This is a genomic window from Rhodoferax sp. P1_F3, assembly GCF_056405715.1.
On sequence record NZ_JBFUBO010000016.1, the window covers coordinates 41,746 to 68,459 of the forward strand.

Below are 26,714 nucleotides of genomic sequence, written 5' to 3' on the forward strand. Positions count from 1 at the left end.
ATGGGCGTGTCGACACTCGTTTTGCTGCCCGGCCTGATGTGCGACGCCGGTGTGTGGGAGCCGCTGTACCCGCACCTGCCTGCAGGCACCACGCCGTGGGTGGCCGACTACGGCCTGGCCAACAGCCTGGGCGCCATGGCCGCGCTGGTGCTGCAGCATGCACCAGCCGAACGGTTTGCACTGGCTGGCCACTCCATGGGCGGGCGTGTGGCCATGGAGGTGCTGCGCCAGGCGCCACAGCGCGTGAGCCATGTAGCGCTGATGAACACCGGCCACCTGCCGCGCGCAGCGGGTGAGGCGGGCGCGCAAGAGGCAGCCAAACGCCACGCGCTGCTGGAGGTGGCGCGCACCCAGGGCGTGCGTGCCATGGCCCAGACCTGGGTGCAGGGCATGGTGCACCCCGACCGGCTGCGTGACGCGGCGCTGATCGAAGCCGTGGTGGCCATGTTTGCGCGCAAAAACGCCGATGTGTTTGCCGCGCAGATAGAAGCCTTGCTGGCGCGGCCCGATGCCAGCGACGTGTTGCACAAACTGGCTGTGCCCACGCTGCTGCAGTGTGGCGCGCAGGACAGCTGGTCGCCCCCCACACAGCACGCGGACATGCAGGCGCTGGCGCCGCATGCGGTGCTTGGCGTGGTGGCCGACGCGGGCCACATGGCGCCCATGGAGCGCCCCGCCGCGGTGGCCCAGGGCCTGGCACGCTGGCTTGCGGGCACGCCGGTATGAGCAGCCTGGAACTGCTGGCCGCCGAAGCCGCGTGCCGTGCTTTGGTGCTGCAAGGCGTGGAGGCTGTGGACAGCGGCGATGCAGCCGGCTTTGCGGCCCTCTTCATGCCCGATGGGCTGCTGGTGCGGCCCGATGGCAGCCTGTTGCAGGGGCGCGCCGCCATTGCAGGTGCCTATGCCACGCGTGACCCGGACCGCCTGACCCAGCACCTGCTGTGCAACCAGCAGGTGAAGGTGGACCTGGCCGCGGGTGCCGCCCTGGTGCGCAGCAAGGTGCTGCTGTGGACGGGCCGGCACAGCACGCCGCAGACCCCCAAGGGCCGGGCGGCAGATGCCCTCACGCAGGTGGGCGAGTTGGTGGACACCCTGGCGCACACCACCGAGGGCTGGCGCATTCGCAGCCGCCAGGCCCAGTTCATCCTTTGCCGGGATTGACTGGTCTTATCTGCTACTGAATCAATAGCTGCTCGCGCATATTCCACGAGGGATAGAGGCACTTTTCTTACGTTTTTTCCTGCCGTGCGCCGGGCGCGGTCATCCGGTGCGGTACAGTGCCCCAGCTTCGCCGGTTTTGGCGGCATTCAGGGATGGTTGCACATGAAAATCACGCAGGGTCTGGGGCTCATCGTTTTGCTGTTGGCGCAGGCCGCGCAGGCGCAAACCCATTACGAACAACTGGAAGTCGGCGCCACGGTGCAAGGAGGCATTGGTCTGGGCGTGTTCAGCAAGCCCTACCCCCTGCCGCCAGGGCAATGGGTGGTGGCCGGGCGTACCGTCAGGGACATTCCCCTGGTCAGCAGCCAGAGCAAGGAGCCTGCGGGCTCGGTGCCCCGCTATGACCTGACACTGAAAAACGCGCAGCCCGGCAGCATGGTGCCGCTGATGGTGGTGTCCATTACCGGGCGGTTGACCAACCTCAGCCTGGGCAACAAGCCCTGCAACCCCAGTGTGGACAAAAACAAGTGGGTGGATACCCTGGCCGAGCGGCCGACCTCGGGGTCTGCCGGCGTACAGGGCTGCGCCGTTAGCTTTGGCATCTCCAACTTCAAGAAATATGTGGCCGATGCCGGTGTGAACGACAACGCCTGGATGCGCGTCGTGTTGTCCCCCATGTCATCGGAGGCCTTCACCTTGCCCGACAACGCCCTGATGGTGAGCGTGGCGGCAAGCCGTTTTCGCGGCCATAACATCGAGGGCGCGTTCTTTGTGCGCCAGGAGGGCAACTTGTTTGACCCCGCGTATGCCAGCCACATGAAGCCCTGGGTGCACGCGACCGGTTTGAGTCTGATGGCGACTGTGGACAACAATGCCGCGACGCTGGATCTGCCAACGCCGTTTCCGGGTGCTGTGAATGGTGGCAAGCCGGTTGAGATCGACAACCGCGCGATGTCTGCCTTCTCAGACGTGGTTCCTGTGGGCAATCTCCAGATTCAGAAAAAATTTGATCTGGTGGAGGTGCGCCCGGACAACTTCAAGGCGGTCTTGCTCAACTGCATTCCTGAGTTTGCCAACAACATTCACACCTTCGAACCGCCACCTGCGGCGGTGCAACAGGCCGTCTATCAGATGGGGGGCATCTCGCGGCAGTTCATCCTCAAGAAAACGGTGGGCCTGTGCTTGCGCACCAGCTCTGCCAACTTCCCGGTGTTGGCGGCCGAGGCCTTTCTGGGTACGGTCAAGCCGCAAGGCGTCAGTGATGAGGTGGTAGCAGAGTGGAACACGCAGATTGCCACCCTGATCGCCCGCCAGGGCCGTGCCAATGTGGCCTACCAGTACGGCAACCAGAGCGCCATGCTCGTCAAATATTGGGTGGACCCCGGCAGCCCGCTGACCATTCGCTACACCACCCAGTACAAGTCCCAGGGCGAGTGGGACAAGCAGGCGCTCGATGCCGTGTTTGCCGACCCCGCCCTGAGCGCCGTGGCCTCGGTCAATGTGAACGCCAAGGGTGAGGGCAGGAAAGACCTGTCGTTCTGACAGGCCGGCCCCCGCATCAGAGCGCCGTGCGCAGCGACCAGATCTCGGGGAACAACACCACGTCCAGCATCTTGCGCAGGTAGCTCACGCCGCCGGTGCCGCCGGTGCCGCGCTTGAAGCCGATCACGCGCTCCACCGTGGTCACATGGCGGAAGCGCCAAAGGCGGAAGGCGTCTTCCAGGTCGGTCAGTTCTTCGGCCAGTTGGTACAGGTCCCAGTGTTCGCGGGGGGCGCGGTAGACCTGTAGCCAGGCTGCTTCCACACCCGCGTCGGCCACATAGGGCTGGGTCCAGTCGCGCTGCAAATGGCTGGCGGGCACGGCAATGCCGCGGCGCGCCATCAGTTTCAGGGCTTCGTCATACAGCGAGGGCGCTGCGTACGCCGCCTGCACCAGCGCCAGGCGCTCGGGTGCATGGGCGTGGGGCTTGAGCATGGCGGCATTCTTGTTGCCCAGCGAGAACTCGATGCAGCGGTACTGAAAACTCTGAAAGCCGCTGCTGGCGCCCAGGTAGGGCCGCATGGCGCTGTACTCGGGCGGCGTCATGGTGGCCAGCACGTCCCAGGCGTGCACCAACTGCTCCATGATCTTGCTCACGCGCGCCAGCATCTTGAACGCAGGCGGCAGGTCGTCCTGCGCAATGTGCGCAATGGCGGCGGTCAGCTCGTGCAGCATCAGTTTCATCCACAGCTCGCTGGTTTGGTGCTGGATGATGAAGAGCAGCTCGTCGTGCGCGGGCGAGAGAGGCTTTTGTGCCGACAGGATGGTGTCGATCTGCAGGTAGTCGCCATAGCTCATGCTTTGGCTGAAGTCGAGTTGGGCCTTTTCGTCGGCCACGATGGATTCGCCGGCGGACGGTGCCGAGTTGGGTGTAGCCCCGTGCATGGGGCAGCCAGAGGTGGGTTCGCTCATCTCAGGTCACCGCGTGTTTTTGGTTGAACTCGGGCTTCTGCCATTCACCAGTCTCCAGTACCTGGCGCAGGTGCTCCACCGCGTTCCACACATCTTCAAACCCGATGTACAGCGGCGTGAAGCCAAAGCGCAGGATGTCTTTGTGGATGCCACCGTCGCCCGCGCGGAAGTCGCCAATCACGCCGCGCGCAATCAGCGCCTGCACGATGGCAAAAGCACCGGAGCCACCCACGGCGTGCTCACGCGTCAGGCAGACCTGCGAGCCGCGTTGCGCATGGGCACGGGGGGTTGCCAGGCCCAGGCCAAAGCCCTGGCAGCGTTCTTCTACCAGTTGGATAAATAGGTCCGTTAGCGCCAGCGACTTGGTGCGCAGCGCGGCCATGCCGCCCAGCGTGTCGGCGGCCTCAAAACCTTCCAGGCCACAGCTCAGCAGTGACATGCTCACGATGGGCTGGGTGCCGCAGAGATAGCGCGTGATGCCAGGGGCGGGCTGGTAGTCGGGCGTGAAGGCGAACGGTGCCGCGTGGCCCCACCAGCCAGACAGCGGCTGCCAGAAGCGGTCCGCATGCTTGGGGTGCACCCATACAAAGGCCGGCGCGCCGGGGCCGCCGTTCAGGTATTTGTAGCCGCAGCCAATGGAGAAGTCGGCGTTCGACGCCTTGAGCGTCACAGGCACGGCGCCCGCGCTGTGCGCCAGGTCCCACACCATGAGCGCGCCGGCGGCGTGGGCCGCGGCGGTCACTGCGGTCATGTCGTGCATGGCGCCGGTGCGGTAGTTCACGTGGGTGAGCATCAGCACGGCCACGTCAGCGGTGAGCGCGTCGGCAATCTCTTCGGGCTCCACCAGCTTGAGTGTGTAGCCGCGCTCCTTGCACAGGCCTTCGGCGATGTACAGGTCGGTCGGGAAGTTGCTGCGCTCGCTCACGATGAGCTTGCGCTGGGGCGCGTCCTGCGCGGCAATCGACAGCGCGGCGGACAGCACCTTGAACAGGTTGATGGAGGTGGTGTCGGTGGCCACCACTTCATCGGCGTCCGCACCAATCAACGGGGCAATGCGGTTGCCCAGGCGCTGCGGCAGGCTGAACCAGCCGGCCGTGTTCCAGGAGCGGATCAGGCCCTGGCCCCATTCCTGGGTGACGACTTCGGCGGCGCGTGCGGCGGCGGTTTTGGGCATGACGCCCAGTGAGTTGCCGTCCAGGTAAATCACCCCGGCGGGGATATCAAACTGCTCGCGCAGCGGGCGCAGCACATCGGCGGCGTCCAGTGCCTGGCAGTCTTGCAAAGTGGTGGAAGTGCTCATTTCGGTCCTCAAATTCGTGAAGCGGTGCAAAGGTAACACCGCGTTTTGGGGCGTGGTGTCGGTTATTTCCAACATGTGCACAATCGGGCTTTCCGTCCCGAATTACAAGGAGCCCTTATGCACAGTCCCTTTCAATCCCTCACCTCTTTGGCCCGCGCTACCACGCTGTTGCTGGCGGGCGTTGTTCTGGCGTCTGCGGCCCAAGCGGGCAAGCCTGATTGGGCCGGCAAGGGCAAGAACAAACACGGTGAAGAAGAGCATCGGCAAGAGCAGGGCGCTACGGTAGAAATTCGCGTGGGCGGCTACTTTGGTGACGACCAGCGCCGCGCCGCGCAGGACTACTACGGCGGTCAAAAGGCCAAGGGCTTCTGCCCGCCCGGTCTCGCCAAAAAGAACAACGGCTGCATGCCCCCGGGCCAGGCCAAGAAGTGGTCGCGGGGTCAGCCACTGCCCAGGGATGTGGTCTTCTACCCCGTGCCCAACCAAGTCATCGTGAAGATAGGCATGCCGCCTGCGGGCTACAAATATGTGCGCGTGGCGAATGACATCCTGCTGATCGCCATCGGCACGAGCATGGTGGTGGATGCGATTGAAGACCTGATGCGCTAAAGCGCTTCAAGCGCGGGCAGTCCCAGCTTGGCACGTGCCCGCTTGCAGCCATCGCTGCCTTCCACCAGTGCGTGGCAGGGGGCGGGCCGCAACGGGTAGATGCTGCAGCCCACCTGTTCACCCACGGTGCCGGTGAGTGCGGTGCAGCGGATGGGCACGGTGCCGGTGCCCTGCATGCGCCAGGTGTTGCCGTTGACCTCATCGGCCAATTCGGTGGGCACGGTGCCACCTGCGAAGTCCATCTCGTAGACCGAAAACTCCACGCGGAAACAGGCGCAGCAAGCGCCGCACGACGTACAGGCCGACTCAGCCATGGGACGGGGCGGCACGAAGGTCGCCCTGGTAGTTCTTGGGCGTGGTGGCGTGTCGTTGTTTGAACTGGCGCTGAAAGTGCGCCTGGTCGGCAAAGCCCAACTGGTGGGCCACGTCCGCCAGGGTCGCGCCCTGTTTGAGCAGTTGCTTGGCCAGGTTGAGCCGCAGGTCGATCTGGTAGGCGTGTGGCGTCTGGCCATAGGCCTGCTTGAACTTGCGGATCAACGCGAAGCCGTCGAGCCCGCTGGCGCGTGCCAGTTCGGCCAGGGCCAGTGGCTGCTCCACGCGCGTATGCAGCAGGTCACGCACGCGGGCCAGCCCCTGGTGGTTTGAAGATCTTTCTGGCTCTAGCCCCCGTGGAATAAGCACATACTGCTCTAGAAAAAGGAGCAATTGTTCGTCCACCTGCAATGGATCGGGCGCACCAATCAGGCTGTCCAGCAGTTCGGTCAGCGTCTGGAAGAGGCTGGCATCGTCGCTGTGGTGGCGCGCCAGCGCCAATTTCCGGGGCACGGCCAGCGCGTCAAACGGCAGAAAGCTCTGGTGCACCCATTGCGCGTCCACGTACAGCATGCGGTACGACCAGGGCTGCTGCGGGCTGGGGTTGCAGGCGTGGGCCAGGCCAGGTTCCATCATCACCGTCATGCCGGGGTGCAGGGGGACCGAGTGGGTGCCATGGCTGTAGACCGCCTCGCCCGCATCGATACAGCCCAGCGAGTACTCGGCGTGCGTATGCGTCTGGTAGCTGTCGCTGGCCTGCGTGGTGGTGCGCAGTTCCAGGTGCGGCAGGCTGGCATGGCGCGTGAAGGCGTGGGGGCTGGCAGGCATGCCGGAATGGTAAATCCAAACGCTCAGAGCAGGTCCACCATGTCCAGCACCGTGAGCACCAGCCACCCGGCCATCACGCGGTTAAACAGGCGCTGGTGGCTGGCAAGCTGCAGCCACTGGCGGATCAGCGTGCCCAGCGCGGCCCAGCAGGCCACGGAGCCGAAACAGACGAGCCCTGAGATGGCGCAGAACAACCAGAGCCGTAGGCCAGCATCGGCACCCGCAGGCACAAACAGGCTCACGCCCGACAGTGCCACCAGCCAGGCCTTGGGGTTGAGCCCTTGGGTGAGCGCGCCATGTAGAGCGTTGTGTGCCCAGTGCGTGTGTTGGGTGGGGGTGTCCGAGGTGTTCAGGGCTTGCACGGGTGCCCGCGCAATTTTGAACGCCAGGTACAGCAGGTACAAGGCGCCAGCGTACTGCGTGACCGTAGTCAATGCGGGCCAGGTTTGCAGCAGCCACTGCATGCCACCGCCCATGAGCAGCACCACGGCGCAGTAACTCAGGCTAGCGCCCGCCACATGGGGCAGGGCGCGCCAGAAGCCATGGCGTGCGCCCTGGCTGGACGCAATCACATTCACCGGCCCCGGTGAAATGGCCCCGGCCAGGGCAAACAGGGCCATCGATATCCACACTGCAGGCATTGCGCCCTCCGTCCTTGTTGGTCAAGGTTCGGAGTGTTCAGGCGCAGTGGGTTTTTGTATTGAATGAAATTGCGTGCGTGGCCTGCGTTAGCTGCCGACAACCACGAGGGCAGAGGTGTCTACGCTTTGAACGCCCTTGACATTCACGGCGAGCGACTTGACCGTGTCCACGGCTTCTTGCGTAGGCAGCTTGCCTTTCAGTGCCACGACGCCACCCTTGGTGGTCACCTGGACTTTCAGGCCCTTGGTGGCGCTGTTGGCCACGATTTCGGACTTCACCTTCGTGGTGATCCAGCTGTCAGTGACGGGTTTTTCGCTGTTGCTGGCGCTCATGTCATTTTTTGCGTCGGCTGCTGCATTGGCGTTGCCATCGACATTGGCATCTGTAGCCACGTTGGCTTGGCCGTCAGCAGTCACCTTGCCACTGGCGATCGTTTTGGCGCCGACCACGGCGTTAGTGGCAGGGGCCACCACGGCGGGGGCAAGTGGATCAGCAGCTTGCACAGCCAAGGAGCAAGCCAGGAGCGCGGCAGCGGCCATTGCGGGACGCAGCAGGCCAAAGGAGGATGTGGAACCTGTAGATGTAGGCATAAAACTCTCTTTCGAAGGAAAGGTTGAAACCACACGCCAAGAGCTGAATAAATAGCCTTTGCGTGCAATGGACCTTCAGAATGCCGCGTTCGAAGAGGTGCGTCCGTGCGACTGCATACAAACGGCGATTAAATTGGCCGTAGCAGCGCTGCAAGGGTCATTTTTTCGGCGTGAGAGCCGTTTTTGGGGGAGTTGTGGCCGGATTCTTTTGCAGAAACCTGGCGGCGGCTTCCTTCTTTGCGCGCACGCGCTCGCCCATAACCCGGTCCAGCTCTTTGCGGCCGCCGGCCTTTTGCATGTTGGGATCTTTGCCAAAAACGCCTGCCATAGTGATAGCTCCTCAATAAATCGTTATGTGGCAAGGCCCGTGTGGGCCTGCCGTGTGCTCAGGCCTGCTGACCCAGCAGCAGGTATTCCATGAGCGCTTTTTGTACGTGCATGCGGTTCTCGGCCTCGTCCCAGACCACGCTTTGCGGGCCGTCAATCACTTCGGCTTCCACCTCTTCGCCGCGGTGGGCGGGCAGGCAGTGCATGAACAGGGCGTTGGGCGCGGCCACGGCCATCATCTTGCGGTCTACGCACCAGGCGGCGAAGGCCTTGCGGCGGACTTCGTTCTCGGCCTCAAAGCCCATGCTGGTCCACACATCGGTGGTGACCAGATCGGCTCCGGCGCAGGCTTCCATCGGGTTGCTATAGGTTTTGTAGCTGCCCGCGCCCATTTGGCGGGGGGCAGCGGCCGTTTTTTCATTCACTTCATAGCCGCTGGGGGTGCTTACGCGCAGGTGAAAGCCCAGCAGCGCGGCGGCCTGCAGCCAAGTGTTGGCCATGTTGTTGCCATCTCCCACCCAGGCCACCGTTTTGCCTTCGATGGGGCCACGGTGCTCGATGTAGGTGAAGATGTCCGCCAGGATCTGGCAGGGGTGAAATTCATTGGTCAGGCCGTTGATGACGGGCACGCGCGAGTTGGCGGCAAAGCTTTCCAGTTTGGCCTGCTCGTAAGTGCGGATCATCACGATGTCGGTCATGCGGCTGATGACCTTGGCGCTGTCTTCAATGGGTTCGGAGCGGCCCAGTTGGCTGTCGCCCGTGGTCAGGTGCACCACGCTGCCGCCCAGTTGGTACATGCCGGCCTCAAAGCTCACGCGGGTGCGCGTGGAGGCTTTCTCGAAAATCATGGCCAGCGTGCGGTCCACCAGCGGGTGGTGCTTCTCGAAGTTCTTGAACTTCTTCTTGATCAGCGCGGCACGCGCCAGCAGGTAGTGGTATTCCTCGGTCTTGAAATCGGCAAACTGCAGGTAGTGCCGCACGGGCGGCGCACCCTGCGGCAGGGTGCTGGGGACTACGGGGTTCATGCCGCCTCCTTCAGCAGCGCAGAAATCAGCGGCGCCAGGATGGCCACGATCTGGTCGGCTTCGGCCGTGGTCAGGATCAGCGGCGGCACCAGGCGCACCACGGTGTCGGCGGTCACGCTGAGTAGCAAGCCCGCGTCCAGCGCGCGCTGCGCCAGTGCACCGCAGGGCTTGGCCAGGTCGATGCCCAGCATCAGGCCTTGGCCGCGAATTTCTTTGACGCCGCCGTTGGCAATGTCGGCAGCCAGCGCGGTCTTTAGCGCGGCCTTCAGGTGTTCGCCCACCTTCTCGGCATTGGCCAGCAGGCCTTGCGCTTCCATGATGCGGATGGTTTCTACCCCGGCGCGCATGGACAGCGGGTTGCCACCAAAGGTGGAGCCGTGGTTGCCGGGTTGGAAGATGGTGGCGGCCTTGGGGCCTACCACCACGGCGCCCACTGGCACGCCAGAGCCCAGGCCCTTGGCCAGTGGCATCACATCGGGCTTGATGCCAGCCCACTGGTGAGCAAACCACTTGCCGGTGCGACCCATGCCGCATTGCACTTCGTCAATCATCAGCAGCCAGTCGCGCTGGTCGCACAGCGCGCGCACCTCGCGCAGGTAGTCCATGTGCATGGAATTGATGCCGCCTTCGCCCTGGATGGCTTCAAAGAACACGGCCACCACATTGGGGTTGCCTTCGGTGGCGGCTTTGAGTTGCTCGATGTTGTTGATACCTACGCGAATGAAGCCTTCCACCAGCGGGCCAAAACCGGCTTGTACCTTGGGGTTGGCCGTGGCGCTCAGGGTGGCAATGCTGCGGCCGTGGAAGGCTTTTTCATAGACCACGATCTCGGGGCGTTCAATGCCCTTGTCGTGCCCGAACTTGCGCGCCAGCTTTAGCGCGGCCTCGTTGGCCTCCAGCCCGGTAGAGCAGAAGAACACATTGGTCATGCCCGAGCGCTCGACCAGCAGCTTGGCCAGTTCTTCCTGCAAGGGCACGTGGTAGTAGTTGGAGGTGTGGATCAGCTTGGTCAGCTGGTCTTGCAGCGCGGGCACCAGCTGGGGGTGGTTGTGGCCCAGGGTGTTGACGGCAATGCCGCCCAGCGCGTCCAGGTATTCGCGGCCGTTGGTATCCCACACGCGGCAGCCTTGGCCATGGCTCAGGGCGATGGGCAGTCGGCCATAGGTGTTCATCACGTGGGGTGAGGACGGCGTGGTGGCGAGAGCGGCGGTCATGCAATAACTCCGGGGTTGGCTAGAAAACAAGGCGGCCCAACATGAACAAAGGCAGGTTGGGCCGTTGAAGCCTGATTTTAGGCGCAGGCCTCGTGGCCGTTTGGTGACAAATGCACATCACAGTGATGCGCTGTTTGGTAACCCGGATGTCATCTTCATGACAGCGGAGCGGGTAGAATTCTTGTGCGGCGCAGCACGCATCCAAGACGTGTGCGCATCCAGCCGCACTAACCCTGTACCCGATGGCTTCCACTCCTTCCAAAGAACTCTACATCCTGGGATTGACCTTGCAAGGCAAGACGTTTCGCCCCAGCGATTGGGCAGAGCGACTGGCCGGGGTGATGAGCCAGTTCCGCCCCGGCGGTCCCCAGCCGGGCAGCCATTTAGGGTACTCCCCCTGGTGCGTGCCCACCTCGTTTGGGCAGACCAAGTGCGTCATCGTGCACCGCGACCTGCGCGACTACGACGTGATGGCCTGGGACTTTTGCCTGAATTTCGCGCGTGACAACGAGCTGCAGGTCAGCGAAACCCGCCCCGAAATTCCCGCGCGCTGAGCGAAAAACACCCAGAAACAAAAAAGCCGTTCAATTGAACGGCTTTTCTGCTTTGCTGACAGCGCACCCACTACAAACGGCGAATCCTGACCAGCAGGATTCGTGCGATTGCCTAACGAGTTAGGCTGCGAGGGCCAAGGCTTTCACCTTGGTAGCCAAACGGCTCTTGTCGCGGGCTGCTTTGTTTTTGTGGAAGATGCCCTTGTCGGCGACGGTGTCGACAACAGCTTGCATCTTGGCAAACAGTTCAGCGGCTTTGGTCTTGTCACCAGCCACCACTGCTTTTTCCACGTTCTTCACCGCAGTGCGGTATTTGGAGCGCAGGGAAGTGTTCGCTGCGTTGATTTTGACGTCCTGGCGGACGCGTTTACGGCCCGACGCCAGGCGCGGGTTCTTTTTCTTGGGTTTTCCAGATGCCATAGTAAATATTCCTTGTGTCTGAGGATGTTGTCAGCAAAGCCCACGATTGTACCAGCAACGCCTTTCCCGGCCAAACCAGTCCCGGGGCTGCGGTTTTTGCAGCGGTGGGGGTGGGTACACTCCCCCTGTGAGCTTGATCAAATCTGTATCTACCGTGTCCTTGTGGACACTGGCCTCCCGCATTACCGGACTGGTGCGCGAGCTGCTGGTAGCCGCCATGTTTGGCGCCAGCGCCATGACCGACGCCTTCAATGTAGCGTTCCGCATTCCCAACCTGTTCCGCCGTATTCTGGGCGAGGGCGCGTTCAGCCAAGCCTTTGTGCCTGTGCTGGCGACCACCAAAGCCCAGCATGGCGAGGAAGCCACGCACCTGCTGGTGGACCGGGTCGCCACCTTGCTGGCCTGGGCGCTAGTGCTGCTGTGCACCGCCGGGGTGATTCTGGCGCCGCTGCTGGTCTGGGGCATGGCCAGCGGCCTGCAAAAGGACCCCGAGGGTTACCACGCCACCGTGGTGATGACGCGCTTCATGTTCCCCTACATCGGCTTCATGTCACTGGTGGCCATGGCGTCGGGCGTGCTCAATACGTGGAAGCGTTTTGCCGTATCGGCCGCCACGCCCGTGCTGCTGAATGTGGCCATGATTGCTGCGGCCTGGTTGTTGGCGCCCTGGTTGCAAGCCCAAGGTTGGCCGCCGATTTATGCCATGGCCATGGGCGTGATGCTGGGCGGGGTGCTGCAGCTGGCGGTGCAAATTCCGGCACTCAAGTCCTTGGGCATGCTGCCCCGTATCGGGCTGACCTGGCAGGCGGTTCGCCTGGCTGCGGCCGACCCGGAAACCCGCCGCATCGGTAGCCTGATGCTGCCGGCCTTGCTGGGCGTGGGCGTGGCGCAAATTTCGTTGGTCATCAACACCCAGATCGCATCGCACCTGCCCACGGGCAGCGTGAGCTGGCTCACCTACGCCGACCGGCTCATGGAATTTCCTACCGCCATGCTGGGCGTGGCCCTGGGTGTGGTGCTCATGCCGCAGCTGTCCGGGGCCAAGGCTGCCGGTGATGCGGACCAGTATTCGTCTTTGCTGGACTGGGGCCTGCGCATCGTGGTGCTGCTGGCCGTGCCCTGTTCACTGGGCCTGCTGACCTTTGCCAAGCCCATCGTGGCGGTGCTCTACCACTATGGCGCATTCTCCGAGCTGGATGTGCAGCAGACCACGAATGCGTTGATGGGATGGGGGGCGGGGCTGGTGGGGATTGTTGCGATCAAGGTGCTGGCGCCCGGCTATTACGCTCGGCAGGACATCAAGACCCCGGTGCGCATTGCCGTGGTCGTACTCATCATCACCCAGCTGTTGAACCTGGTGCTGGTACCAGTGTTCAAACAGGCCGGCCTGTCTTTGTCCATCAGCCTGGGCGCCATGGTGAACGCCGGGTGGTTACTGATCGGTCTGCTGCGCAGCAAGAGCTACCGTCCCGAGCCGGGCTGGGGCCGGTTTATGCTGCAGGTACTGGCGGGTGCCGCACTGTTGGTGATTTACCTGCTGTGGGCTGCCGGGCTGGTGGACTGGGTGGCGCTGCGCAGCCATACTTGGCTGCGCATGGGCTGGCTGGCGATGCTGCTGCTGGGCGCCATGGGGGTCTACCTGGGGGCGGTTTGGGCAGCGGGCCTGAACGTGCGGCAGTTTTTGCGCCGATAGGGAGCAACGGAGGGCAACCATGCAACTGGATTTGTCGGTACCTACGCCATTGGACTACTTCTCCGCGCTGGTGCACAGCGACGGTAACTTCGCGCTGTTTGAGGCTGCAGTAAGCCTGGCGCAGGACGAATACCCTGAGACCGATGTGCAAACCGTGCTGGGCGAGGTGGACCAACTGCTGGCCCGCGTGCGCCGCCGCCTGGCGCCCGACGCTTCGGCCTTGCAGCGCCTGCGCATCCTCAACCATTTTTTCTACCAAGACATGGGGTTTGGCGGCAACGTCAACAACTTCTACGACCCCGATAACAGCTTTGCCAGCGTGATGCTGCGCACACGCCGCGGCATTCCCATCTCACTGGCCGTGGTGTGGATGGAGTTGGCGCAAGGGCTGGGCCTGTCAACCAATGGTGTGAGCTTTCCTGGGCACTTCATGGTGAAGGTCAGCCTGCCCATGGGCCAGGCGGTGATTGACCCGCTGAGCGGCAAGTCGCTGAGCCGTGAAGAGCTCTCCGAGATGCTGGAGCCGTATCGCCGACGCAGTGGCTTGGTGGACGACTTTGAGGCGCCGCTGGGCCTGTATTTGCAAGCCGCCACGCCACGCGAAATCGTGGCCCGCATGCTGCGCAACCTCAAGGAAATCTACAAGTCGCAGGAAGACTGGCAGCGCTTGCTGGCGGTGCAGGAGCGGCTGGTGGTGCTATTGCCCGAGTCGTGGTCTGAGTACCGCGATCGCGGCATGGCCCACGCCCAACTGGGCCACCAGGAAGAGGCGCTGGCCGATCTGGAGTGCTACCTGGTACACGCCGAAGACGTGGTGGATGTGGATGCGATTGCCGAGCAGGTGGAGCTGCTGCGTCGGCAGATCCGGCACTGACCGCGCAGGCGCGCCAGACTAGTGGCGGCGCAAAAACTGCGGCACCGCGCTGGCGTACTGCGGCAGCGGGCTGACCAACTCCAAACCATCGTCCCGCCCCGCCATTTTCTGCGATGGCGTAAACACCGAGAGGCGGTTGCCATGCACCAGCGCTTCCTGCGCGGGCATCAGGCTGGCGGCGCGGGATGCCTGGATGTTCTTGCCGACCACAGGCCTTGGGGTTTGGGCCGGCTCCGGCGCGGGGGCTGGTGGCTGCAAGCGCATCACCGGTTGTAGCCATTCCAGAACCGCTGCCCACTGGGCCAGATCGGTTGCTTGGCCGGAGGCGGGCAGGTCGAACAGCGTCTGGCCGTTTTCCAGGCTGCGCACATAGCCCTGGGTTTCCCGCAACACCCCCAAAAACGGTACCGACTGTGCCTCGGTCCAGGCGCGCAGCGTCTCGGCACCTTTGGTGCGGGCGTCCAGCCGCATGCCCACCACGCCCAGGGCGCAGCGGCCTGAGGCGACCCGGGGCATAGCGGCCAGTTCGGCCAGGCAGGCGGCGGCGGATTCACGGTCAAACATGGAATTGCACACCGGCATCACGATGGCATCGGCTGACATGACGATGCGCGCCAGTTCAAAGCCGTGCATGCCGCCGGGTGTGTCCAGCACCACGTGGGTAACCCCCGGGGGTACCTTCAACACATTTTTTTGGTCCAGGGCCCAGGGAGCGATGGCGGGCAGGGCGGGGGCGCGTCGCTTGAGCCAGGCGCGGGTGCTTTGCTGGCGGTCCACATCGCCCAGCATGACTGCCACGCCCTGGTGCGCCAGCCAGGCGGCCAAATGCGTAGCTAGAGTGCTTTTCCCACTTCCGCCCTTGCGGTTGACGATTGCGATAACCGGCATGCTGCTCCGTGTGGTAACCAACGAAGCACAAAGTTTGGGGCAAAAAGTGCCAAAAGTCCAGATGGTGCTTGCGCGGGCAGCTATAAATTTACTAGCACGGGGTGGCGCCGGGGCAACAGACCCCGGTCTGCCGGTCAGGCTACGACGACTTGCGCGCCTGCACCTTGGGCGGCAATCACGCCAATGGTGTACACCGCTTCACCGCTGGCGCGCAGCGTGGCTGCGGTGGCTTCGGCGTTTGCCGCGCCCACCACCACCACCATGCCGATGCCGTTGTTGAAGGTGCGGTTCATCTCGATGTCGTCAATGCCGGCCGTGGCCTGCAGCCAGGCAAACAGCTCGGTTTGGGGCCAGCTGCCCTTCTTCAGGTGGGCGGCCGTGCCTTCGGGCAGCACGCGGGGTATGTTCTCCAGCAGGCCACCGCCGGTGATGTGGGCCAGGGCCTTGATCGGGTGGGCGGCCAGCGCGGCCAGCACGTTCAACACGTACAGGCGGGTGGGTTCCATCAGGGCTTGTTTGAAGGGCTTGCCGTCCAGGGTGGCGGGCACCGTGCCAGCTGCTTCGGAGCGTTCGATGCACTTGCGCACCAGGCTGAAACCGTTGGAATGCACGCCGCTGGAAGCCAGGCCCAGCACCACGTCACCGGGTTTCACGTCGGCGCCCGTCAAAATTTTCGATTTTTCGACCGCACCGACGGCAAAGCCGGCCAGGTCGTATTCGCCGGCGGGGTACATGCCGGGCATTTCCGCGGTTTCGCCACCGATCAGCGCACAGCCCGACAGCTCGCAGCCCTTGGCAATGCCGCCGACCACGGCAGCTGCTGTGTCAATGTCCAGCTTGCCGCAGGCAAAGTAGTCCAGAAAGAACAGCGGCTCGGCGCCTTGTACCAGTACGTCGTTGACGCTCATGGCCACCAGGTCGATGCCCACGGTGTCGTGCATATTCCATTCAAAGGCCAGCTTGAGCTTGGTGCCCACGCCATCGGTGCCGCTCACCAGCACGGGTTCCTTGTAACGCTTGGGCACTTCAAACAGGGCGCCAAAACCGCCGATTCCGGCCAACACCCCCTCGCGCATGGTCTTCTTGGCCAGGGGCTTGATGCGCTCAACCAGCGCGTCGCCGGCAACGATATCGACACCGGCGTCTTTGTAGGAAAGGGGGGTAGGGGAAGCAGATTGGGTCATGGGAAGTGGCTTTGGGGCAGAACAGAGGCAGACCCCGATAGAATTTGCCCAGATTTTAGCTTCGACTGGACAACCCCTTCCGGGAATCGTCAGTGTTTGCTGAAACTGCGTTTTAAGGGTTCACCTCACTCCATGCAATTCACCCCCGCCCAAAAAAGATTCGCCGCCTGGTCCCTGATTGCCGGCCTGGTGGTGCTTGCGCTGTGGCTGCTGGCCCCGGTGCTGGCGCCCTTTGTGGTGGCTGCGGTGCTGGCCTATGCGCTGACCCCGTTGGTGGATTGGCTGGACGATGTCGGGCGAGGCCGCGTCCCGCGGCTGGCCGCCGTGGTGGTGGTGGAACTGCTGTTCGTGGTGGTTTTGTTCAGTGTGTTGCTGCTCATCGTACCCATCTTCGCCAAAGAACTGCCGCTGATGCGCGAGCAATTCCCCATACTGCTGGACAGCGTGAACACCACCGTCAAGCCCTGGCTGGCGCAGTGGGGTATCCGTGTCTCGCTGGACGTGGCCAGCATCAAGGGCTTTGTCATGAAGTACCTCAACGCCAACGTGGAAGATGCGTTGGGCTCGGTGTTGGCCTCGGTCAAGCTGGGCGGTAGCGTGGCCTTTGCCATCATCGGCAATGCCATCTTGATTCCCGTTGCGCTGTTCTATTTGCTCATGGACTGGGACCGTTTTGTCGGCCAGGCACGCGACCTGGTGCCGCCCCGGCTGCGCGAGGGCGTGGACAGCTTTCTGGCCGAAGCGGACGCCGTGCTGGGCCAGTACCTGCGCGGGCAGCTGCTGGTGATGGTGATTCTGGCCGTGGCCTACAGCGTGGGCCTGGCCCTGTTTGGGCTGGACCTGGCCTTACCGATTGGCATCTTCACCGGGCTGGCGATTTCGGTGCCTTACCTGGGTTTTGGCGTGGGGCTGGTACTGGCCACGTTTGCCGGGTTGCTAGAGTTTTCCAGCGGCGGGCTGGTCTACCCCTTGGTCATGGTGGCCGTGGTCTATGGCGTGGGCCAAATGGTGGAAAGCCTGTATTTGACGCCGCGCCTGGTGGGCGAGCGCATTGGGCTGCACCCGCTGGCTGTCATTTTTGCGCTGTTGGCGTTTGGGCAGTTGTTTGGCTTTGTGGGCGTGCTGATTGCACTGCCGGCCAGCGCCGTGCTGTTGGTGGCTGTGCGGCGCATGCGTGCCGGCTATCTGACCAGCCGCCTCTATCTGGGATAAAGCCTTGGTAATGCAACAGATCGCGTTGGACATCGGCCTGTCCGCCGGGCCGACGGTAGCCAATTTCTTTGCCGGCCCCAACGAGGCGGCGCTCAAGCACTTGGAACTCTGGATTGGTGCCAAAGGCAGTGCGCACAACCGCTCGCCCGTGCCCACCTATTTCTGGGGCCCCGAGGGCAGTGGCAAAAGCCATTTGCTCAAAGCTGCGCGCGAGGCGCTGCGCGAGCAGGGCGCCCGCGTGGGCTGGATGGACGCCACGGTGCTGGAGCCTGCCGAATTTGAAGACAACTGGGCAGCGGTGCTGATGGACGATGTGCACCTGTACACCGCCGAGCAGCAGCACATGGCTTTCAACTGGTTTGTGAACGCCCAGACCCACCAGCGCCCGGTGCTGGCAGCGGGTGAGTTGGCCCCGGTGGAGCTGAAGCTGCGCGACGACTTGCGCACCCGCCTGGGTTGGGGCCATGTATTTGGCCTGCATTTGCTGAGCGAACCCGAGCGCCGCTCGGTGCTGCGCCAGGCGGCGGACGCGCGCGGCGTGTTTTTGAGCGACGAGGTGATGGATTTCATGCTCAATCGCTTCAGCCGTGACCTGGGCAGCCTGATGGAGCTGCTGGAACTGATGGACGGCTACGCGCTGCAAACCCAGCGTGCCATCACCATTCCGATGATCAAAGCCATGCTGGACAACCAATGACCCTGAAAAACATTGCCCTTTTTGATTTGGACCACACCCTGATCCCGCTGGATTCGGACTTCGCCTGGGGCGAGTTCACGACCGCGCTGGGGTGGACGGACGCTGCCAGCTTCCAGCAGCAAAACCACGCGTTCTACGAGCACTACAAGGCCGGGACGCTGGACATCCATGCCTACTGCCGGTTTGCCACAGCGGCCGTTGTCAAACAGGGTGCTGCAAAATCGATAGCTGCTCACGCAGATTTCATGCGGGCTGTGATCCAAAAATCCATCCAACCCCAAGCCCTGAAGCTGGTGCAGGACCACCAGGCCGCGGGCGACACGGTGATCATCGTGACCGCCACCAATGCCTTTGTGACCCGCCCGATTGCGACGGCCTTTGGCGTGGAAGACCTGATTGCCGTGGATCTGGTGACAGACGATACGCCCGGCGGCACCGGCTGGTACACCGGCGAGATTGCTGGCGTGCCGTCCTTCCGCGAAGGCAAGGTCACGCGCGTGGACCAGTGGCTCAGCGACCGGGATCTGGGCTGGGATACCGTGCACACCACCTTTTATTCCGACTCCATCAACGACGTGCCCTTGATGGACAAAGCCAATGTGGCGGTGGCTACCAACCCCGACGCGCGGCTGCGCGCCCTGGCCCAAGAGCGCGGATGGCGCATACTTGACCTCTTTCCCTGACCCGCGGCCCTGACCGCTTGGAACCTTCTCTTGATCAAGAAATTCATCGACAAATTGCTGGGCAAGAGCCCGTCTGCCGCCAGTAAAAAGCCCCAGTTCGGCAAACGCGTGGAAGTCCCCGCCGCTGTCCACGGTATTGACCCCAACCTGGTGGACGAACGCGCCATCAACGTCGTGCGCACCCTGCAGCAAGCCGGTTTTGAAGCCTATGTGGTGGGGGGCGCCGTGCGCGACCTGCTGGTTGGCTTGCGTCCCAAAGACTTTGACGTGGCCACCAACGCCACACCTGAACAAGTCAAGGGCCTGTTCCGCCGCGCCTTCATCATTGGCCGGCGCTTTCGCATCGTGCATGTGGTCTATGGCCGCGGGCGTGAGCATGAAGTCATCGAAGTCTCCACCTTCCGTGCCTACCTGGACAACGCTGCCGCCGAGCAAGTGGCAGGCAACGAGCGCACCAGCAAGAGCGAGCTGGCTGGTATGAAGCACGCCGTGGACAGCACCGGCCGCGTGCTGCGTGACAACGTCTGGGGCCCGCAGGAAGAAGACGCGGTGCGCCGTGACTTCACCATCAACGCCATGTACTACGACCCCGAGACACAGATCGTGGTCGACTACCACAATGGGTTGAAAGACGCGAAGAGCCGCACGCTGCGCATGATTGGCGATGCCGCCACGCGCTACCGCGAAGACCCGGTGCGCATCATCCGCGCCGTGCGCTTTGCCGCCAAATTGAGCCCGCTGGGCTTCAAGCTGGAAGCCAAAACCTCCGGCCCGCTGATCAAGAGCCAGAGCCTGTTGAACGACGTGCCGCAAAGCCGCTTGTTTGACGAAATGCTCAAGCTGCTGCAAACCGGCCACGCGCTGGCCTCGGTGGAGCAGCTCAAATTGCTGGGCATGGCCCGCGGCATTTACCCGTTGCTGGACGTGGTGGTCGAGCGCGCCGAGCAGCCCTTCGTGGCCGCCGCGCTGAAGGACACCGACCGCCGCGTGGGCGAGGGCAAGCCCGTGGCGCCCAGCTTCCTGCTGGCCTGCGTGCTCTGGGCCGATGTGCGCGACGGCTGGGCTCAGCGCATCCGCACCGGCCAGCACAGCCACCCCGCGCTGCAAGACGCGATTGAGGACGTGTTCAACGCGCGCATTGGCGATGTGTCGGGCCGCGGCAAGCTGGCTGGCGACATGCGCGAAATCTGGCTCATGCAGCCCCGCTTTGAGAAGCGCGTGGGCGCCACGCCGTTTGGCATGGTGGAGCAGCCGCGCTTCCGCGCTGCGTTTGACTTCATGCGCCTGCGCGCCGATGCGGGTGAGATTGACGAACTGCTGGCCGACTGGTGGCAAGAGTTCAGCATGGCCGATGACGACCTGCGCCAGGACATGGTGGACCAGGTGCGCACCGAGCAACAGCAACGCAAGCAGGCACCGCGGGTACACCGCGCGCCTGCCAAAGACGCTGCCGCAGCGCCCGCCAAACCCGCCGCTGGGCGGGATGACGCCCCGGGGGCCGAATTTGCCCCCGACACCGGCGATGCCCCCCGCAAACGCCGCCGCCGTCGCCGCTCTGGCGCGGCCAGGGGCGCTGGCGAGGGTTCTGGCAGCGCCGAATAAGCAGGCCAGGGCCATGCGCGCTCCGGTGCTGGCCTATATCGGCCTGGGGGCCAACCTGGGGGACCCGGTGTTCGCCTTGCAACTGGCGCTGCGTGATCTTGCTGCCATGCCCCAGCTCACGCTGGCGCGCCAATCGCCGTTCTACGGCAGCGCGCCCATAGATTCCAGCGGCCCCAACTATGTGAACGCGGTAGCCGAGGTGTCCACCACCCTGACGGCTCCCGAGTTGCTGCATGCACTGCAGCAGCTGGAGTTGCAGGCCGGGCGCGAGCGCCCCTACCGCAATGCACCGCGCACGCTGGACCTGGACCTGCTGCTGTACGGCAGCGCAACCATTGACAGCCCCACATTGACCGTGCCGCACCCGCGCATGCAGGAGCGGGCCTTTGTGCTGCGGCCGTTGGCGGACGTGGCGCCCGTGCTGGTTGAAGCCCAGGCCCTGGCCCGCGTCCACGACCAAGCGTTGTGGCGCCTGGCCCCGTAGGGGGCAGGGTAAATCCCGTTATTTCTCCTTTCTGTGGCCGCGGCTGCCGTGGTTAAATTACAGAATAATTAAAGGAGATTGGAATGCGTTTTGACCGACTGCGTTTGGCCACCAAGCTGTGGTCGGCCATGGGGGTGATGGTGCTGCTGTTGGCCGCCATCATCGCGTTCACCGCCCTGCAGTCCCGCAAATCCCGCGAAGCCTATGGCATGGTGAATGCCGCCATGGTCGCCCAGATCAAGGCGGCCAACCAGTGGGCGGCGCTGGTGGACGTGAATGCCACGCGCGCCTATGCCGTGGTGGTGTCGGTAGACCCCGGTGTGGCGAAAGCCTTTCGCGAGGAAATCGCCCAGGGCAATACCAAAATTGACGAGTTGCAGAAGGCCATTGAGGCGGCCGACCCGACCGAGGCCGACAAGGCACAGTTGGCCAAAATTGTGGAGCTGCGCAAGCAACTGGCCGACTTGACCAACCAGACGGCGCTGCTGAAAGTGACCAAACCCGCTGAGATGGGCGCCTTTGTGGAGACCCAGTACCGCCCCGCTGTGCTGGCGCTGCAAAAGGCGCACCAGGACTTTGTGGCCATGCAGGACAGTGCCAACGATGCCCTGCGCGACAATTTTGAGTCCGAAGGGCGCAAGCTCATCCTCATGTCCAGCCTGGGCCTGGTGGTGCTGATTGGCGGTATTTTGGTGGGCGCGGGCTTCCTGATCCGCTCGATCAAGAAGCCCCTGCTGCAGGCCAACGACCTGGCCGCCCGTATTGCCGAGGGCGACTTGAGCGGCCATGTGGACGAAACCCGGGCGGACGAATTTGGCGACCTGATGCGCTCGCTGGCTGCCATGAACCGCTCGCTGGGGCTGATGGTCTCGCAGGTCCGCCACAGCACCGACAGCATTGCCACCGCCAGCAGCGAGATTGCCACGGGTAACAATGACCTGGCCCAGCGCACTGAACAGACCTCGAGCAACCTGGCGTCGACCGCGTCCAGCATGGACAGCCTGACGCACGCCGTGCGCATGAGCTCAGACAACGCCCACCAAGCCGCCACGCTGGCCGCCAATGCCTCCAACGTGGCCCAGCGCGGGGGCGAGGTGGTGTCGCAGGTGGTCAGCACCATGCAGCAGATCGACGCCAGCAGCAAGAAGATTGCCGACATCATCAGCGTGATCGACGGAATCGCCTTCCAGACCAACATCCTGGCGCTGAACGCTGCCGTGGAAGCGGCGCGGGCTGGTGAGCAGGGCCGCGGTTTTGCGGTCGTCGCGTCTGAGGTTCGTTCATTGGCCGGGCGCAGTGCGGAGGCCGCCAAAGAAATCAAGGGCCTCATTGGCACCTCGGTGGAGAAGGTCGAGTCGGGCACCAAGTTGGTGACCGATGCGGGTGCCACCATGCAGGAAATTGTGCAAAGCGTGCGCCGCGTGGTGGACGTGATTGGCGAAATCACCGCGGCCTCTAGCGAGCAGAGCGCGGGCATTGCCGAGGTGAACCAGTCGATTGGGAATCTGGACCAGATGACGCAGCAGAACGCCGCGCTGGTGGAAGAGAGTGCTGCGGCCGCCGAGAGCCTGCGTGACCAGGCCGCCCAGCTGGCCCAGGCGGTGGCCGTGTTCAAGGTGGCGCCCAGCCTGGGCACCAACCACGGCTCGGCGCTGTTGCTGAATTAGCGTTGGGGCTTACGCCACTTCGGCAATCAGTTCAATCTCCACGCAGGCGCCCATGGGGATTTGCGCCACGCCAAAGGCGCTGCGCGCATGCGCGCCCACTTGCGGACCAAACACCTCACCCAGCAGTTCGCTGCAGCCGTTGGTCACCAGGTGCTGCTCGGTGAAATCACCGGTGGAGTTGACCAGGGACATGACCTTGACGATGCGCTTGACGCGGTTCAGGTCGCCCACGGCGGCGTGCAGTGTGCCCATTAGGTCGATGGCGATGGCACGCGCGGCGGCCTTGCCTTCTTCGGTGGTGGTGTTCTTGCCCAACTGGCCGACCCAGGGCTTGCCGTCTTTTTTGGCGATGTGGCCGCTGATGAAGACCAGGTTGCCGGTTTGCACAAAAGGCACATAGGCCGCAGCGGGCACAGCCACAGGCGGCAGGGTGATGTTCAGGGCGGTGAGTTTGTCGTAAATGCTCATGGTGTTTCCTGTCGTTAGGTATAAAAAGTGCTTCTAGCCCCCGTAGGCATTGCGTGAGCAGCTACTTAATTGATAGCGCCCTGGCTTTGGCTCTGACCGCCGCCCTGGGACTGGGTTTGTCCTTGGCTTTGGGTCTGGCTGGAGGTCGGTGCAGGCGCCGTCGCGGGCTCGGAACGGCTATTGTCGCCGCGTATTTCTTCCACGGTCACCCCCACAGTCAGCGTGTGGCTGGCGCCACCGTGGATCACGCCGCGCAGCGGCGACACATCGCCAAAATCGCGCCCGGTGGCCACGGTCACATAGTCCACGCCCGGCGCATTCCAGCCCCAGCGGTTGTTGGTCGGGTCCAGGTCCACCCAGCGCTGGCCTTCGGGCAGGTCGCCCACGTAGACGCTGACCCAGGCATGCGAGGCATCGCTGCCAATCAGCTTGACCTCCCCCGGCGCGGGTTGGGTCAGCAGGTAGCCGCTGACATACCGCGCTGGCAGGCCCATGCTGCGCAGGCCGGCCAGCATGATGTGGGCAAAGTCCTGGCACACGCCCTTGCGCTGCTCCAGCGCCTGCAGGGCAGGGGTGTTGATCTGGGTGCTTTCGCTTTCGTAGATGAAATCAGCGTGGATGCGCTCCATCAGGTCCACCGCCACGTCCAGCACGCTGGCACCTGCCACGAAGCTGGGCCGCGCGTAACCGGAGAACTCCTGGCGCCGCGGCACAAAAGGCGAGGCGAAGACGAATTCAGAGGCCGCCTCAAACGGCGTGTGGGCCTGGTAGCGCAGCCGGTCGCGCAGCTGTTCCCAGGGCTGCTCGCTTTCGGGCAGGTCGTGGGCTGCGGTGGTCACCAGGCTTTGGGCCTTCACCTCCAGCACCGTGTGCGGCACCTGCAGCGAGAAGAAGCAGCGCGCGTTGCCATACACGTCCACCGTGCCGCGCTGCTGCGCGGGCAGCGGCCTGATGGTCAGGCTGTGGCTCAGCAGGTTCTGGCTGGCGTGGCGCAGCGGCTGCAGGTAGGCCACGTGCTGCGCCGTCTCGACGGCCGGCTGGTAGTCGTAGCGGGTGTTGTGGGTGACTTGCAGCAGCATCAGGTGCCTACGCTGTGTTTGGTTTGGCCCGAGTGGGTGAAGTAGGTCGTGCTGATGTCCTCGGACACGTCAAAGGCGCAGTCACTCAAGCCGTCCAGCAGCGCGCGCAGGGCGGGCGCGCTGGGCTCGCCCTCAGGTGTTTCGCACAGGTAGGCCAGGTCCCAGGTGTCGGGGTTGGGCACCTGCAGCGACATGCTGCTGAGCTCACCCGCCGGGCTTTGCGCCAGCTTGGCCAGGCGGCCACGCAGCGTGTGGGCCACCCAGGCCAGCGAGCGCGGGTTGTCGCGGTCCAGCACCAGCAGGTCGGTCAGCGCGGCAATGTCGCGGCTTTGCTGGTACTGGGCGTGGAAGGTGATGGTGCTGTCAAACAACGTGAGCAGGGCCTCAAAGCCGCCGTCGGTGTCCACCGCGCCAGTTTCAAAACTGCGTGCCAGCGCGCTGGCCAAGAAGTGCAGGCGTTCCACATGGCGGCCAATGCTGAGCAGGCGCCAGCCGTCGTCGCGCGTCATGCGGTCGGTCTGGGCGCCGGTGATGGCGGCTAGCTGGTCACTGACCTCGCCCAGCACCCGCAGGGCCTGTGCGGGCGTGTAGTCCCCCTGGGCGGCCAGGCGCGCGCATTGGGAGAACAACTCTTCTTCGGTGCGCACGATGGTATGCCAGTGCTCTTGCGAGAGTCGCTCGCGCACCGTGGCAGCGGCCATCTTCAGGGCGCGCACATTGAAACCCACGCTGGTGGCCCCCTCGGGCGACGCCAGGCCGGCGATCAGGGTGCGCTCGAACACGCGGCGCGCCTGCACGGCCGACGGCGTGCCGGGCAGCACCAGGGTGTTGGCCACCGCCTGTTGCGACAGCCATTGCAGCAAAGGCGCCGAGGTCTGGTTTTCACCGCCCAGGCATTCCAGCGTCAGGCGGGCCAGGCGCAGGGTGTTCTCGGAACGTTCGGTGTAGCGGCCCAGCCAGTAGAGGTTTTCGGCCGCGCGGCTGGTGACCAAGCGCTTGCGCTGGGCTAGCACGGCGGGGGTGAGCGCCGTGGGCAGCAGAGTGGTGGTGTCGACTTCGCCCTCGGTCAGGGCCCAGACATCGGCACTGCTGCCGCCGCGCTGCATGCTGGCAATGTCGGCGCTGGTGCCGGCCACGCGGGCCAGGCCACCGGGCAGCACACGCCAGTGCGGGCGCCCCGCGGCGTCCTGCCCGTCGGACACGGCAAACACGCGCAGCAGCACCGAGCGCGCGACCATGGCGCCGCGCTGGCCGGGGCCTGCGCTATGCCAGGTGGGCATTTGCGAGAGCGGCATATAGGCCTGCACCGTGTGGTCTTCGCTCTGGCGCATGATGCGGCCGGCCCAGGCGTCCAGCGCGGTCTGGCCCAGGCTGTGGCCGATGACGGACTCAAAACTGGTGTGGATGGCCGAGCCAGGGTAGGTGGGTTTGATGGTGTGCTCGCGCAGGCGGGCCAGGGCGTCTTCCATGGCGCTGCGCTCGCCGCACCACCAGGTGGACAGGGCGGGCAAGCTCAGTTCTTCGCCCAGCGCGTGGCGGGCCAGCGCCGGCAAAAAGCCCAGCAGCGCGGGGGATTCGAGGAACGCCGAGCCCGGCGCATTGGCCACCAGTACATTGCCTGCGCGTATGGCCTGCAGCAGGCCGGGCACGCCCAGCGTGGAGTCAGGGCGCAGCTCCAGCGGGTCCAGGTACTGGTCGTCCACCCGCTTGAGCAGGCCGTGCACCGGCACCAGACCGCGCAGCGTGCGCAGGAACAGACGTTCATCGCGCACGATGAGGTCGCTGCCCTCCACCAGGCTTAGTCCCAGGTAGCGGGCCAGGTAGGCGTGCTCGAAATAGGTTTCGTTGTAGGGGCCGGGTGTCAGCAGCGCAATGTGCGCATCGGCCCCCGCCGGGCAGTGGGCCTTGAGGCTGTCCATCAGTGCGCGGTAGGTGCCGGCCAGGCGCTGCACCTTTAGCGCCTGAAAGGCCTGGGGGAACTGGCGCGACACGGCCAGCCGGTTCTCCAGCAGGTAGCCCAGGCCACTGGGCGCCTGGCTGCGCTGCCCCACCACCCACCAATTGCCATCGGGCCCATGGGCCAGGTCAAACGCCGCCACATGCAGGTGGCGCCCACCCACCGGGCGCACGCCGGCCATGGGGCGCAGGTAGCCCGGGTGGCCATGCACCAAAGCGGGGGGCAGCAGGCCCTTGGCGAGGTAGGTTTGGGGGCCGTAGACATCGGCCATCACGGCCTCTAGCAGGCGCATGCGCTGCTGCACGCCGGCTTCGATGTGCTGCCAGCTGGGCGCATCCACCACCAGCGGGAACAGGTCCAGCGACCAGGGGCGCTGTGGGCCCTCGGCATCGGCGTAGACGTTGTAGGTCACGCCGTTGTCGCGGATCTGGCGCTGCAGACTGGCCGCGCGGGCATCCATGTCGGTGCCGCTCTGGGTTTCCAGATTTTCAAAGAATTGGCTCCAAGCCCCCGTGAATTCTGCGCCAGCAGCTATTGAATTCGTAGCGCTTTCAGGCGGGGCAGAGGCCGGGTTGTTGGCTTTGGGCGTGGTGTTGCCGCGCAGTTCGTCGTAGTGCGTAGCCGCAGCCGTGCTGCCGCGGGCGCTGGACAGCACGTCGTTGGAGTGGGACACAGGGTCCACAGGGCGGGAATCAGAAGAGGAAATCACTGGCGCAGAGTATGCCAGCGCAAGGGGCTTGGCATTGCCGGGCAGATGCAAGCCCCGTGCCCAGACCATTCCCCGAAAAGGGCG

General features: G+C 64.2%; 28 protein-coding genes. 13 read left to right on the forward strand and 15 right to left on the reverse strand.

Annotation, left to right across the window (positions count from 1 at the left end; all coding sequences use genetic code 11):
* From AC1DZ5_RS20055 to AC1DZ5_RS20065, 3 genes are all read left to right on the forward strand, one after another.
* Window positions 1-726: an alpha/beta fold hydrolase gene (locus tag AC1DZ5_RS20055; RefSeq protein WP_477892328.1), complete on the forward strand. Its 726-nt coding sequence runs from the start codon at window positions 1-3 to the stop codon at window positions 724-726.
* A complete protein-coding gene (locus AC1DZ5_RS20060; protein WP_477892330.1) occupies window positions 723-1,160 on the forward strand; it encodes a nuclear transport factor 2 family protein in 438 nt (145 codons plus the stop codon). Before AC1DZ5_RS20055 ends, AC1DZ5_RS20060 begins: the two co-directional genes overlap by 4 nt.
* Before the next feature lie 162 nt (window positions 1,161-1,322).
* On the forward strand, window positions 1,323-2,702 hold the full coding sequence (locus AC1DZ5_RS20065) for a hypothetical protein (RefSeq protein WP_477892332.1): 1,380 nt from the start codon (window positions 1,323-1,325) through the stop codon (window positions 2,700-2,702).
* Between the two features lie 16 nt (window positions 2,703-2,718).
* On the opposite strand, the gene kynA is transcribed toward AC1DZ5_RS20065, so the two are convergent.
* Complete coding sequence (gene kynA / locus AC1DZ5_RS20070) at window positions 2,719-3,612, reverse strand: tryptophan 2,3-dioxygenase (RefSeq protein WP_477892334.1); 894 nt, start codon at window positions 3,610-3,612, stop codon at window positions 2,719-2,721.
* A gap of 1 nt (window position 3,613) precedes the next feature.
* Window positions 3,614-4,912 (reverse strand): kynureninase, encoded by a 1,299-nt coding sequence (gene kynU, locus AC1DZ5_RS20075; RefSeq protein WP_477892336.1) that lies wholly within the window; start codon window positions 4,910-4,912, stop codon window positions 3,614-3,616.
* Window positions 4,913-5,029: 117 nt separating this feature from the next.
* Here kynU and AC1DZ5_RS20080 point away from each other — a divergent pair, with 117 nt between their 5' ends.
* Complete coding sequence (locus AC1DZ5_RS20080) at window positions 5,030-5,521, forward strand: hypothetical protein (RefSeq protein WP_477892338.1); 492 nt, start codon at window positions 5,030-5,032, stop codon at window positions 5,519-5,521.
* Here the strand turns inward: AC1DZ5_RS20080 and AC1DZ5_RS20085 are convergent.
* The 7 genes from AC1DZ5_RS20085 to AC1DZ5_RS20115 all read right to left on the reverse strand — a co-directional run bounded on the left by AC1DZ5_RS20085 (window position 5,518) and on the right by AC1DZ5_RS20115 (window position 10,459).
* A complete protein-coding gene (locus tag AC1DZ5_RS20085) occupies window positions 5,518-5,835 on the reverse strand; it encodes a YkgJ family cysteine cluster protein (protein WP_477892340.1) in 318 nt (105 codons plus the stop codon). The genes AC1DZ5_RS20080 and AC1DZ5_RS20085 overlap by 4 nt on opposite strands.
* Complete coding sequence (locus AC1DZ5_RS20090; protein ID WP_477892342.1) at window positions 5,828-6,661, reverse strand: helix-turn-helix transcriptional regulator; 834 nt, start codon at window positions 6,659-6,661, stop codon at window positions 5,828-5,830. The genes AC1DZ5_RS20085 and AC1DZ5_RS20090 overlap by 8 nt, the downstream gene beginning before the upstream one ends.
* 23 nt (window positions 6,662-6,684) lie before the next feature.
* Window positions 6,685-7,302 (reverse strand): LysE family translocator, encoded by a 618-nt coding sequence (locus AC1DZ5_RS20095; protein ID WP_477892344.1) that lies wholly within the window; start codon window positions 7,300-7,302, stop codon window positions 6,685-6,687.
* Between the two features lie 87 nt (window positions 7,303-7,389).
* Window positions 7,390-7,893 carry a BON domain-containing protein gene (locus AC1DZ5_RS20100; protein ID WP_477892347.1) on the reverse strand — a complete coding sequence of 168 codons (504 nt, stop codon included), beginning with the start codon at window positions 7,891-7,893 and terminating at the stop codon, window positions 7,390-7,392.
* 157 nt (window positions 7,894-8,050) lie between these two features.
* Complete coding sequence (locus AC1DZ5_RS20105; protein WP_477892349.1) at window positions 8,051-8,191, reverse strand: hypothetical protein; 141 nt, start codon at window positions 8,189-8,191, stop codon at window positions 8,051-8,053.
* Window positions 8,192-8,279: 88 nt separating this feature from the next.
* Window positions 8,280-9,245: an ornithine carbamoyltransferase gene (argF, locus tag AC1DZ5_RS20110; RefSeq protein ID WP_477892351.1), complete on the reverse strand. Its 966-nt coding sequence runs from the start codon at window positions 9,243-9,245 to the stop codon at window positions 8,280-8,282.
* The gene (locus AC1DZ5_RS20115) at window positions 9,242-10,459 is read right to left on the reverse strand and encodes an acetylornithine/succinylornithine family transaminase (protein WP_477892353.1); all 1,218 of its coding nucleotides are present in this window, start codon (window positions 10,457-10,459) and stop codon (window positions 9,242-9,244) included. The genes argF and AC1DZ5_RS20115 overlap by 4 nt, the downstream gene beginning before the upstream one ends.
* Window positions 10,460-10,701: 242 nt before the next feature.
* On the opposite strand from AC1DZ5_RS20115, the gene AC1DZ5_RS20120 reads away from it, so the two are divergent.
* On the forward strand, window positions 10,702-11,013 hold the full coding sequence (locus AC1DZ5_RS20120; RefSeq protein ID WP_310338169.1) for a DUF3579 domain-containing protein: 312 nt from the start codon (window positions 10,702-10,704) through the stop codon (window positions 11,011-11,013).
* A gap of 120 nt (window positions 11,014-11,133) precedes the next feature.
* Here the strand turns inward: AC1DZ5_RS20120 and rpsT are convergent, their stop codons facing one another.
* Window positions 11,134-11,433, reverse strand: a complete 300-nt coding sequence (rpsT, locus tag AC1DZ5_RS20125; protein ID WP_305644320.1) for a 30S ribosomal protein S20 — start codon at window positions 11,431-11,433, stop codon at window positions 11,134-11,136.
* 127 nt (window positions 11,434-11,560) lie between these two features.
* On the opposite strand from rpsT, the gene murJ reads away from it, so the two are divergent.
* Window positions 11,561-13,126 carry a murein biosynthesis integral membrane protein MurJ gene (gene murJ, locus AC1DZ5_RS20130; protein WP_477892356.1) on the forward strand — a complete coding sequence of 522 codons (1,566 nt, stop codon included), beginning with the start codon at window positions 11,561-11,563 and terminating at the stop codon, window positions 13,124-13,126.
* Between the two features lie 19 nt (window positions 13,127-13,145).
* Window positions 13,146-14,000: a SirB1 family protein gene (locus AC1DZ5_RS20135; RefSeq protein WP_310338176.1), complete on the forward strand. Its 855-nt coding sequence runs from the start codon at window positions 13,146-13,148 to the stop codon at window positions 13,998-14,000.
* An 18-nt stretch (window positions 14,001-14,018) separates the two neighbouring features.
* Here AC1DZ5_RS20135 and AC1DZ5_RS20140 read toward each other — a convergent pair whose 3' ends face one another.
* Window positions 14,019-14,888, reverse strand: coding sequence for a ParA family protein (locus AC1DZ5_RS20140; protein ID WP_477892358.1), 870 nt, complete (start codon window positions 14,886-14,888; stop codon window positions 14,019-14,021).
* A 134-nt stretch (window positions 14,889-15,022) separates the two neighbouring features.
* The gene (purM, locus tag AC1DZ5_RS20145; RefSeq protein WP_477892360.1) at window positions 15,023-16,072 is read right to left on the reverse strand and encodes a phosphoribosylformylglycinamidine cyclo-ligase; all 1,050 of its coding nucleotides are present in this window, start codon (window positions 16,070-16,072) and stop codon (window positions 15,023-15,025) included.
* Window positions 16,073-16,204: 132 nt separating this feature from the next.
* Here purM and AC1DZ5_RS20150 point away from each other — a divergent pair, with 132 nt between their 5' ends.
* From AC1DZ5_RS20150 to AC1DZ5_RS20175, 6 genes are all read left to right on the forward strand, one after another.
* The gene (locus AC1DZ5_RS20150; protein WP_477892362.1) at window positions 16,205-17,284 is read left to right on the forward strand and encodes an AI-2E family transporter; all 1,080 of its coding nucleotides are present in this window, start codon (window positions 16,205-16,207) and stop codon (window positions 17,282-17,284) included.
* Between the two features lie 10 nt (window positions 17,285-17,294).
* The gene (gene hda, locus AC1DZ5_RS20155) at window positions 17,295-17,981 is read left to right on the forward strand and encodes a DnaA regulatory inactivator Hda (protein WP_477892364.1); all 687 of its coding nucleotides are present in this window, start codon (window positions 17,295-17,297) and stop codon (window positions 17,979-17,981) included.
* Window positions 17,978-18,664, forward strand: a complete 687-nt coding sequence (locus tag AC1DZ5_RS20160) for an HAD family hydrolase (protein WP_477892365.1) — start codon at window positions 17,978-17,980, stop codon at window positions 18,662-18,664. Before hda ends, AC1DZ5_RS20160 begins: the two co-directional genes overlap by 4 nt.
* A gap of 30 nt (window positions 18,665-18,694) precedes the next feature.
* Window positions 18,695-20,266, forward strand: coding sequence for a polynucleotide adenylyltransferase PcnB (pcnB, locus tag AC1DZ5_RS20165; RefSeq protein WP_477892367.1), 1,572 nt, complete (start codon window positions 18,695-18,697; stop codon window positions 20,264-20,266).
* A 13-nt stretch (window positions 20,267-20,279) separates the two neighbouring features.
* On the forward strand, window positions 20,280-20,750 hold the full coding sequence (gene folK / locus AC1DZ5_RS20170; protein ID WP_477892369.1) for a 2-amino-4-hydroxy-6-hydroxymethyldihydropteridine diphosphokinase: 471 nt from the start codon (window positions 20,280-20,282) through the stop codon (window positions 20,748-20,750).
* Between the two features lie 83 nt (window positions 20,751-20,833).
* Window positions 20,834-22,417 (forward strand): methyl-accepting chemotaxis protein, encoded by a 1,584-nt coding sequence (locus AC1DZ5_RS20175; protein WP_477892371.1) that lies wholly within the window; start codon window positions 20,834-20,836, stop codon window positions 22,415-22,417.
* A 9-nt stretch (window positions 22,418-22,426) separates the two neighbouring features.
* Here AC1DZ5_RS20175 and AC1DZ5_RS20180 read toward each other — a convergent pair whose 3' ends face one another.
* The 3 genes from AC1DZ5_RS20180 to AC1DZ5_RS20190 form a co-directional block, all read right to left on the reverse strand.
* The gene (locus AC1DZ5_RS20180; RefSeq protein ID WP_310338198.1) at window positions 22,427-22,885 is read right to left on the reverse strand and encodes a RidA family protein; all 459 of its coding nucleotides are present in this window, start codon (window positions 22,883-22,885) and stop codon (window positions 22,427-22,429) included.
* Between the two features lie 65 nt (window positions 22,886-22,950).
* Window positions 22,951-23,964: a transglutaminase family protein gene (locus AC1DZ5_RS20185; protein WP_477892374.1), complete on the reverse strand. Its 1,014-nt coding sequence runs from the start codon at window positions 23,962-23,964 to the stop codon at window positions 22,951-22,953.
* On the reverse strand, window positions 23,964-26,681 hold the full coding sequence (locus AC1DZ5_RS20190; RefSeq protein WP_477892393.1) for a circularly permuted type 2 ATP-grasp protein: 2,718 nt from the start codon (window positions 26,679-26,681) through the stop codon (window positions 23,964-23,966). The genes AC1DZ5_RS20185 and AC1DZ5_RS20190 overlap by 1 nt, the downstream gene beginning before the upstream one ends.
* Window positions 26,682-26,714: the final 33 nt, after the last annotated feature.

Coding starts and splice junctions, on each gene's coding strand:
- AC1DZ5_RS20055 (WP_477892328.1), top strand. CDS start 1: ATGGGCGTGTCGACACTCGTTTTGCTGCCCGGCCTGATGTGCGACGCC.
- AC1DZ5_RS20060 (WP_477892330.1), top strand. CDS start 723: ATGAGCAGCCTGGAACTGCTGGCCGCCGAAGCCGCGTGCCGTGCTTTG.
- AC1DZ5_RS20065 (WP_477892332.1), top strand. CDS start 1,323: ATGAAAATCACGCAGGGTCTGGGGCTCATCGTTTTGCTGTTGGCGCAG.
- kynA (WP_477892334.1), bottom strand. CDS start 3,612: ATGAGCGAACCCACCTCTGGCTGCCCCATGCACGGGGCTACACCCAAC.
- kynU (WP_477892336.1), bottom strand. CDS start 4,912: ATGAGCACTTCCACCACTTTGCAAGACTGCCAGGCACTGGACGCCGCC.
- AC1DZ5_RS20080 (WP_477892338.1), top strand. CDS start 5,030: ATGCACAGTCCCTTTCAATCCCTCACCTCTTTGGCCCGCGCTACCACG.
- AC1DZ5_RS20085 (WP_477892340.1), bottom strand. CDS start 5,835: ATGGCTGAGTCGGCCTGTACGTCGTGCGGCGCTTGCTGCGCCTGTTTC.
- AC1DZ5_RS20090 (WP_477892342.1), bottom strand. CDS start 6,661: ATGCCTGCCAGCCCCCACGCCTTCACGCGCCATGCCAGCCTGCCGCAC.
- AC1DZ5_RS20095 (WP_477892344.1), bottom strand. CDS start 7,302: ATGCCTGCAGTGTGGATATCGATGGCCCTGTTTGCCCTGGCCGGGGCC.
- AC1DZ5_RS20100 (WP_477892347.1), bottom strand. CDS start 7,893: ATGCCTACATCTACAGGTTCCACATCCTCCTTTGGCCTGCTGCGTCCC.
- AC1DZ5_RS20105 (WP_477892349.1), bottom strand. CDS start 8,191: ATGCAAAAGGCCGGCGGCCGCAAAGAGCTGGACCGGGTTATGGGCGAG.
- argF (WP_477892351.1), bottom strand. CDS start 9,245: ATGAACCCCGTAGTCCCCAGCACCCTGCCGCAGGGTGCGCCGCCCGTG.
- AC1DZ5_RS20115 (WP_477892353.1), bottom strand. CDS start 10,459: ATGACCGCCGCTCTCGCCACCACGCCGTCCTCACCCCACGTGATGAAC.
- AC1DZ5_RS20120 (WP_310338169.1), top strand. CDS start 10,702: ATGGCTTCCACTCCTTCCAAAGAACTCTACATCCTGGGATTGACCTTG.
- rpsT (WP_305644320.1), bottom strand. CDS start 11,433: ATGGCATCTGGAAAACCCAAGAAAAAGAACCCGCGCCTGGCGTCGGGC.
- AC1DZ5_RS20135 (WP_310338176.1), top strand. CDS start 13,146: ATGCAACTGGATTTGTCGGTACCTACGCCATTGGACTACTTCTCCGCG.
- AC1DZ5_RS20140 (WP_477892358.1), bottom strand. CDS start 14,888: ATGCCGGTTATCGCAATCGTCAACCGCAAGGGCGGAAGTGGGAAAAGC.
- purM (WP_477892360.1), bottom strand. CDS start 16,072: ATGACCCAATCTGCTTCCCCTACCCCCCTTTCCTACAAAGACGCCGGT.
- AC1DZ5_RS20150 (WP_477892362.1), top strand. CDS start 16,205: ATGCAATTCACCCCCGCCCAAAAAAGATTCGCCGCCTGGTCCCTGATT.
- hda (WP_477892364.1), top strand. CDS start 17,295: ATGCAACAGATCGCGTTGGACATCGGCCTGTCCGCCGGGCCGACGGTA.
- AC1DZ5_RS20160 (WP_477892365.1), top strand. CDS start 17,978: ATGACCCTGAAAAACATTGCCCTTTTTGATTTGGACCACACCCTGATC.
- folK (WP_477892369.1), top strand. CDS start 20,280: ATGCGCGCTCCGGTGCTGGCCTATATCGGCCTGGGGGCCAACCTGGGG.
- AC1DZ5_RS20175 (WP_477892371.1), top strand. CDS start 20,834: ATGCGTTTTGACCGACTGCGTTTGGCCACCAAGCTGTGGTCGGCCATG.
- AC1DZ5_RS20180 (WP_310338198.1), bottom strand. CDS start 22,885: ATGAGCATTTACGACAAACTCACCGCCCTGAACATCACCCTGCCGCCT.
- AC1DZ5_RS20185 (WP_477892374.1), bottom strand. CDS start 23,964: ATGCTGCTGCAAGTCACCCACAACACCCGCTACGACTACCAGCCGGCC.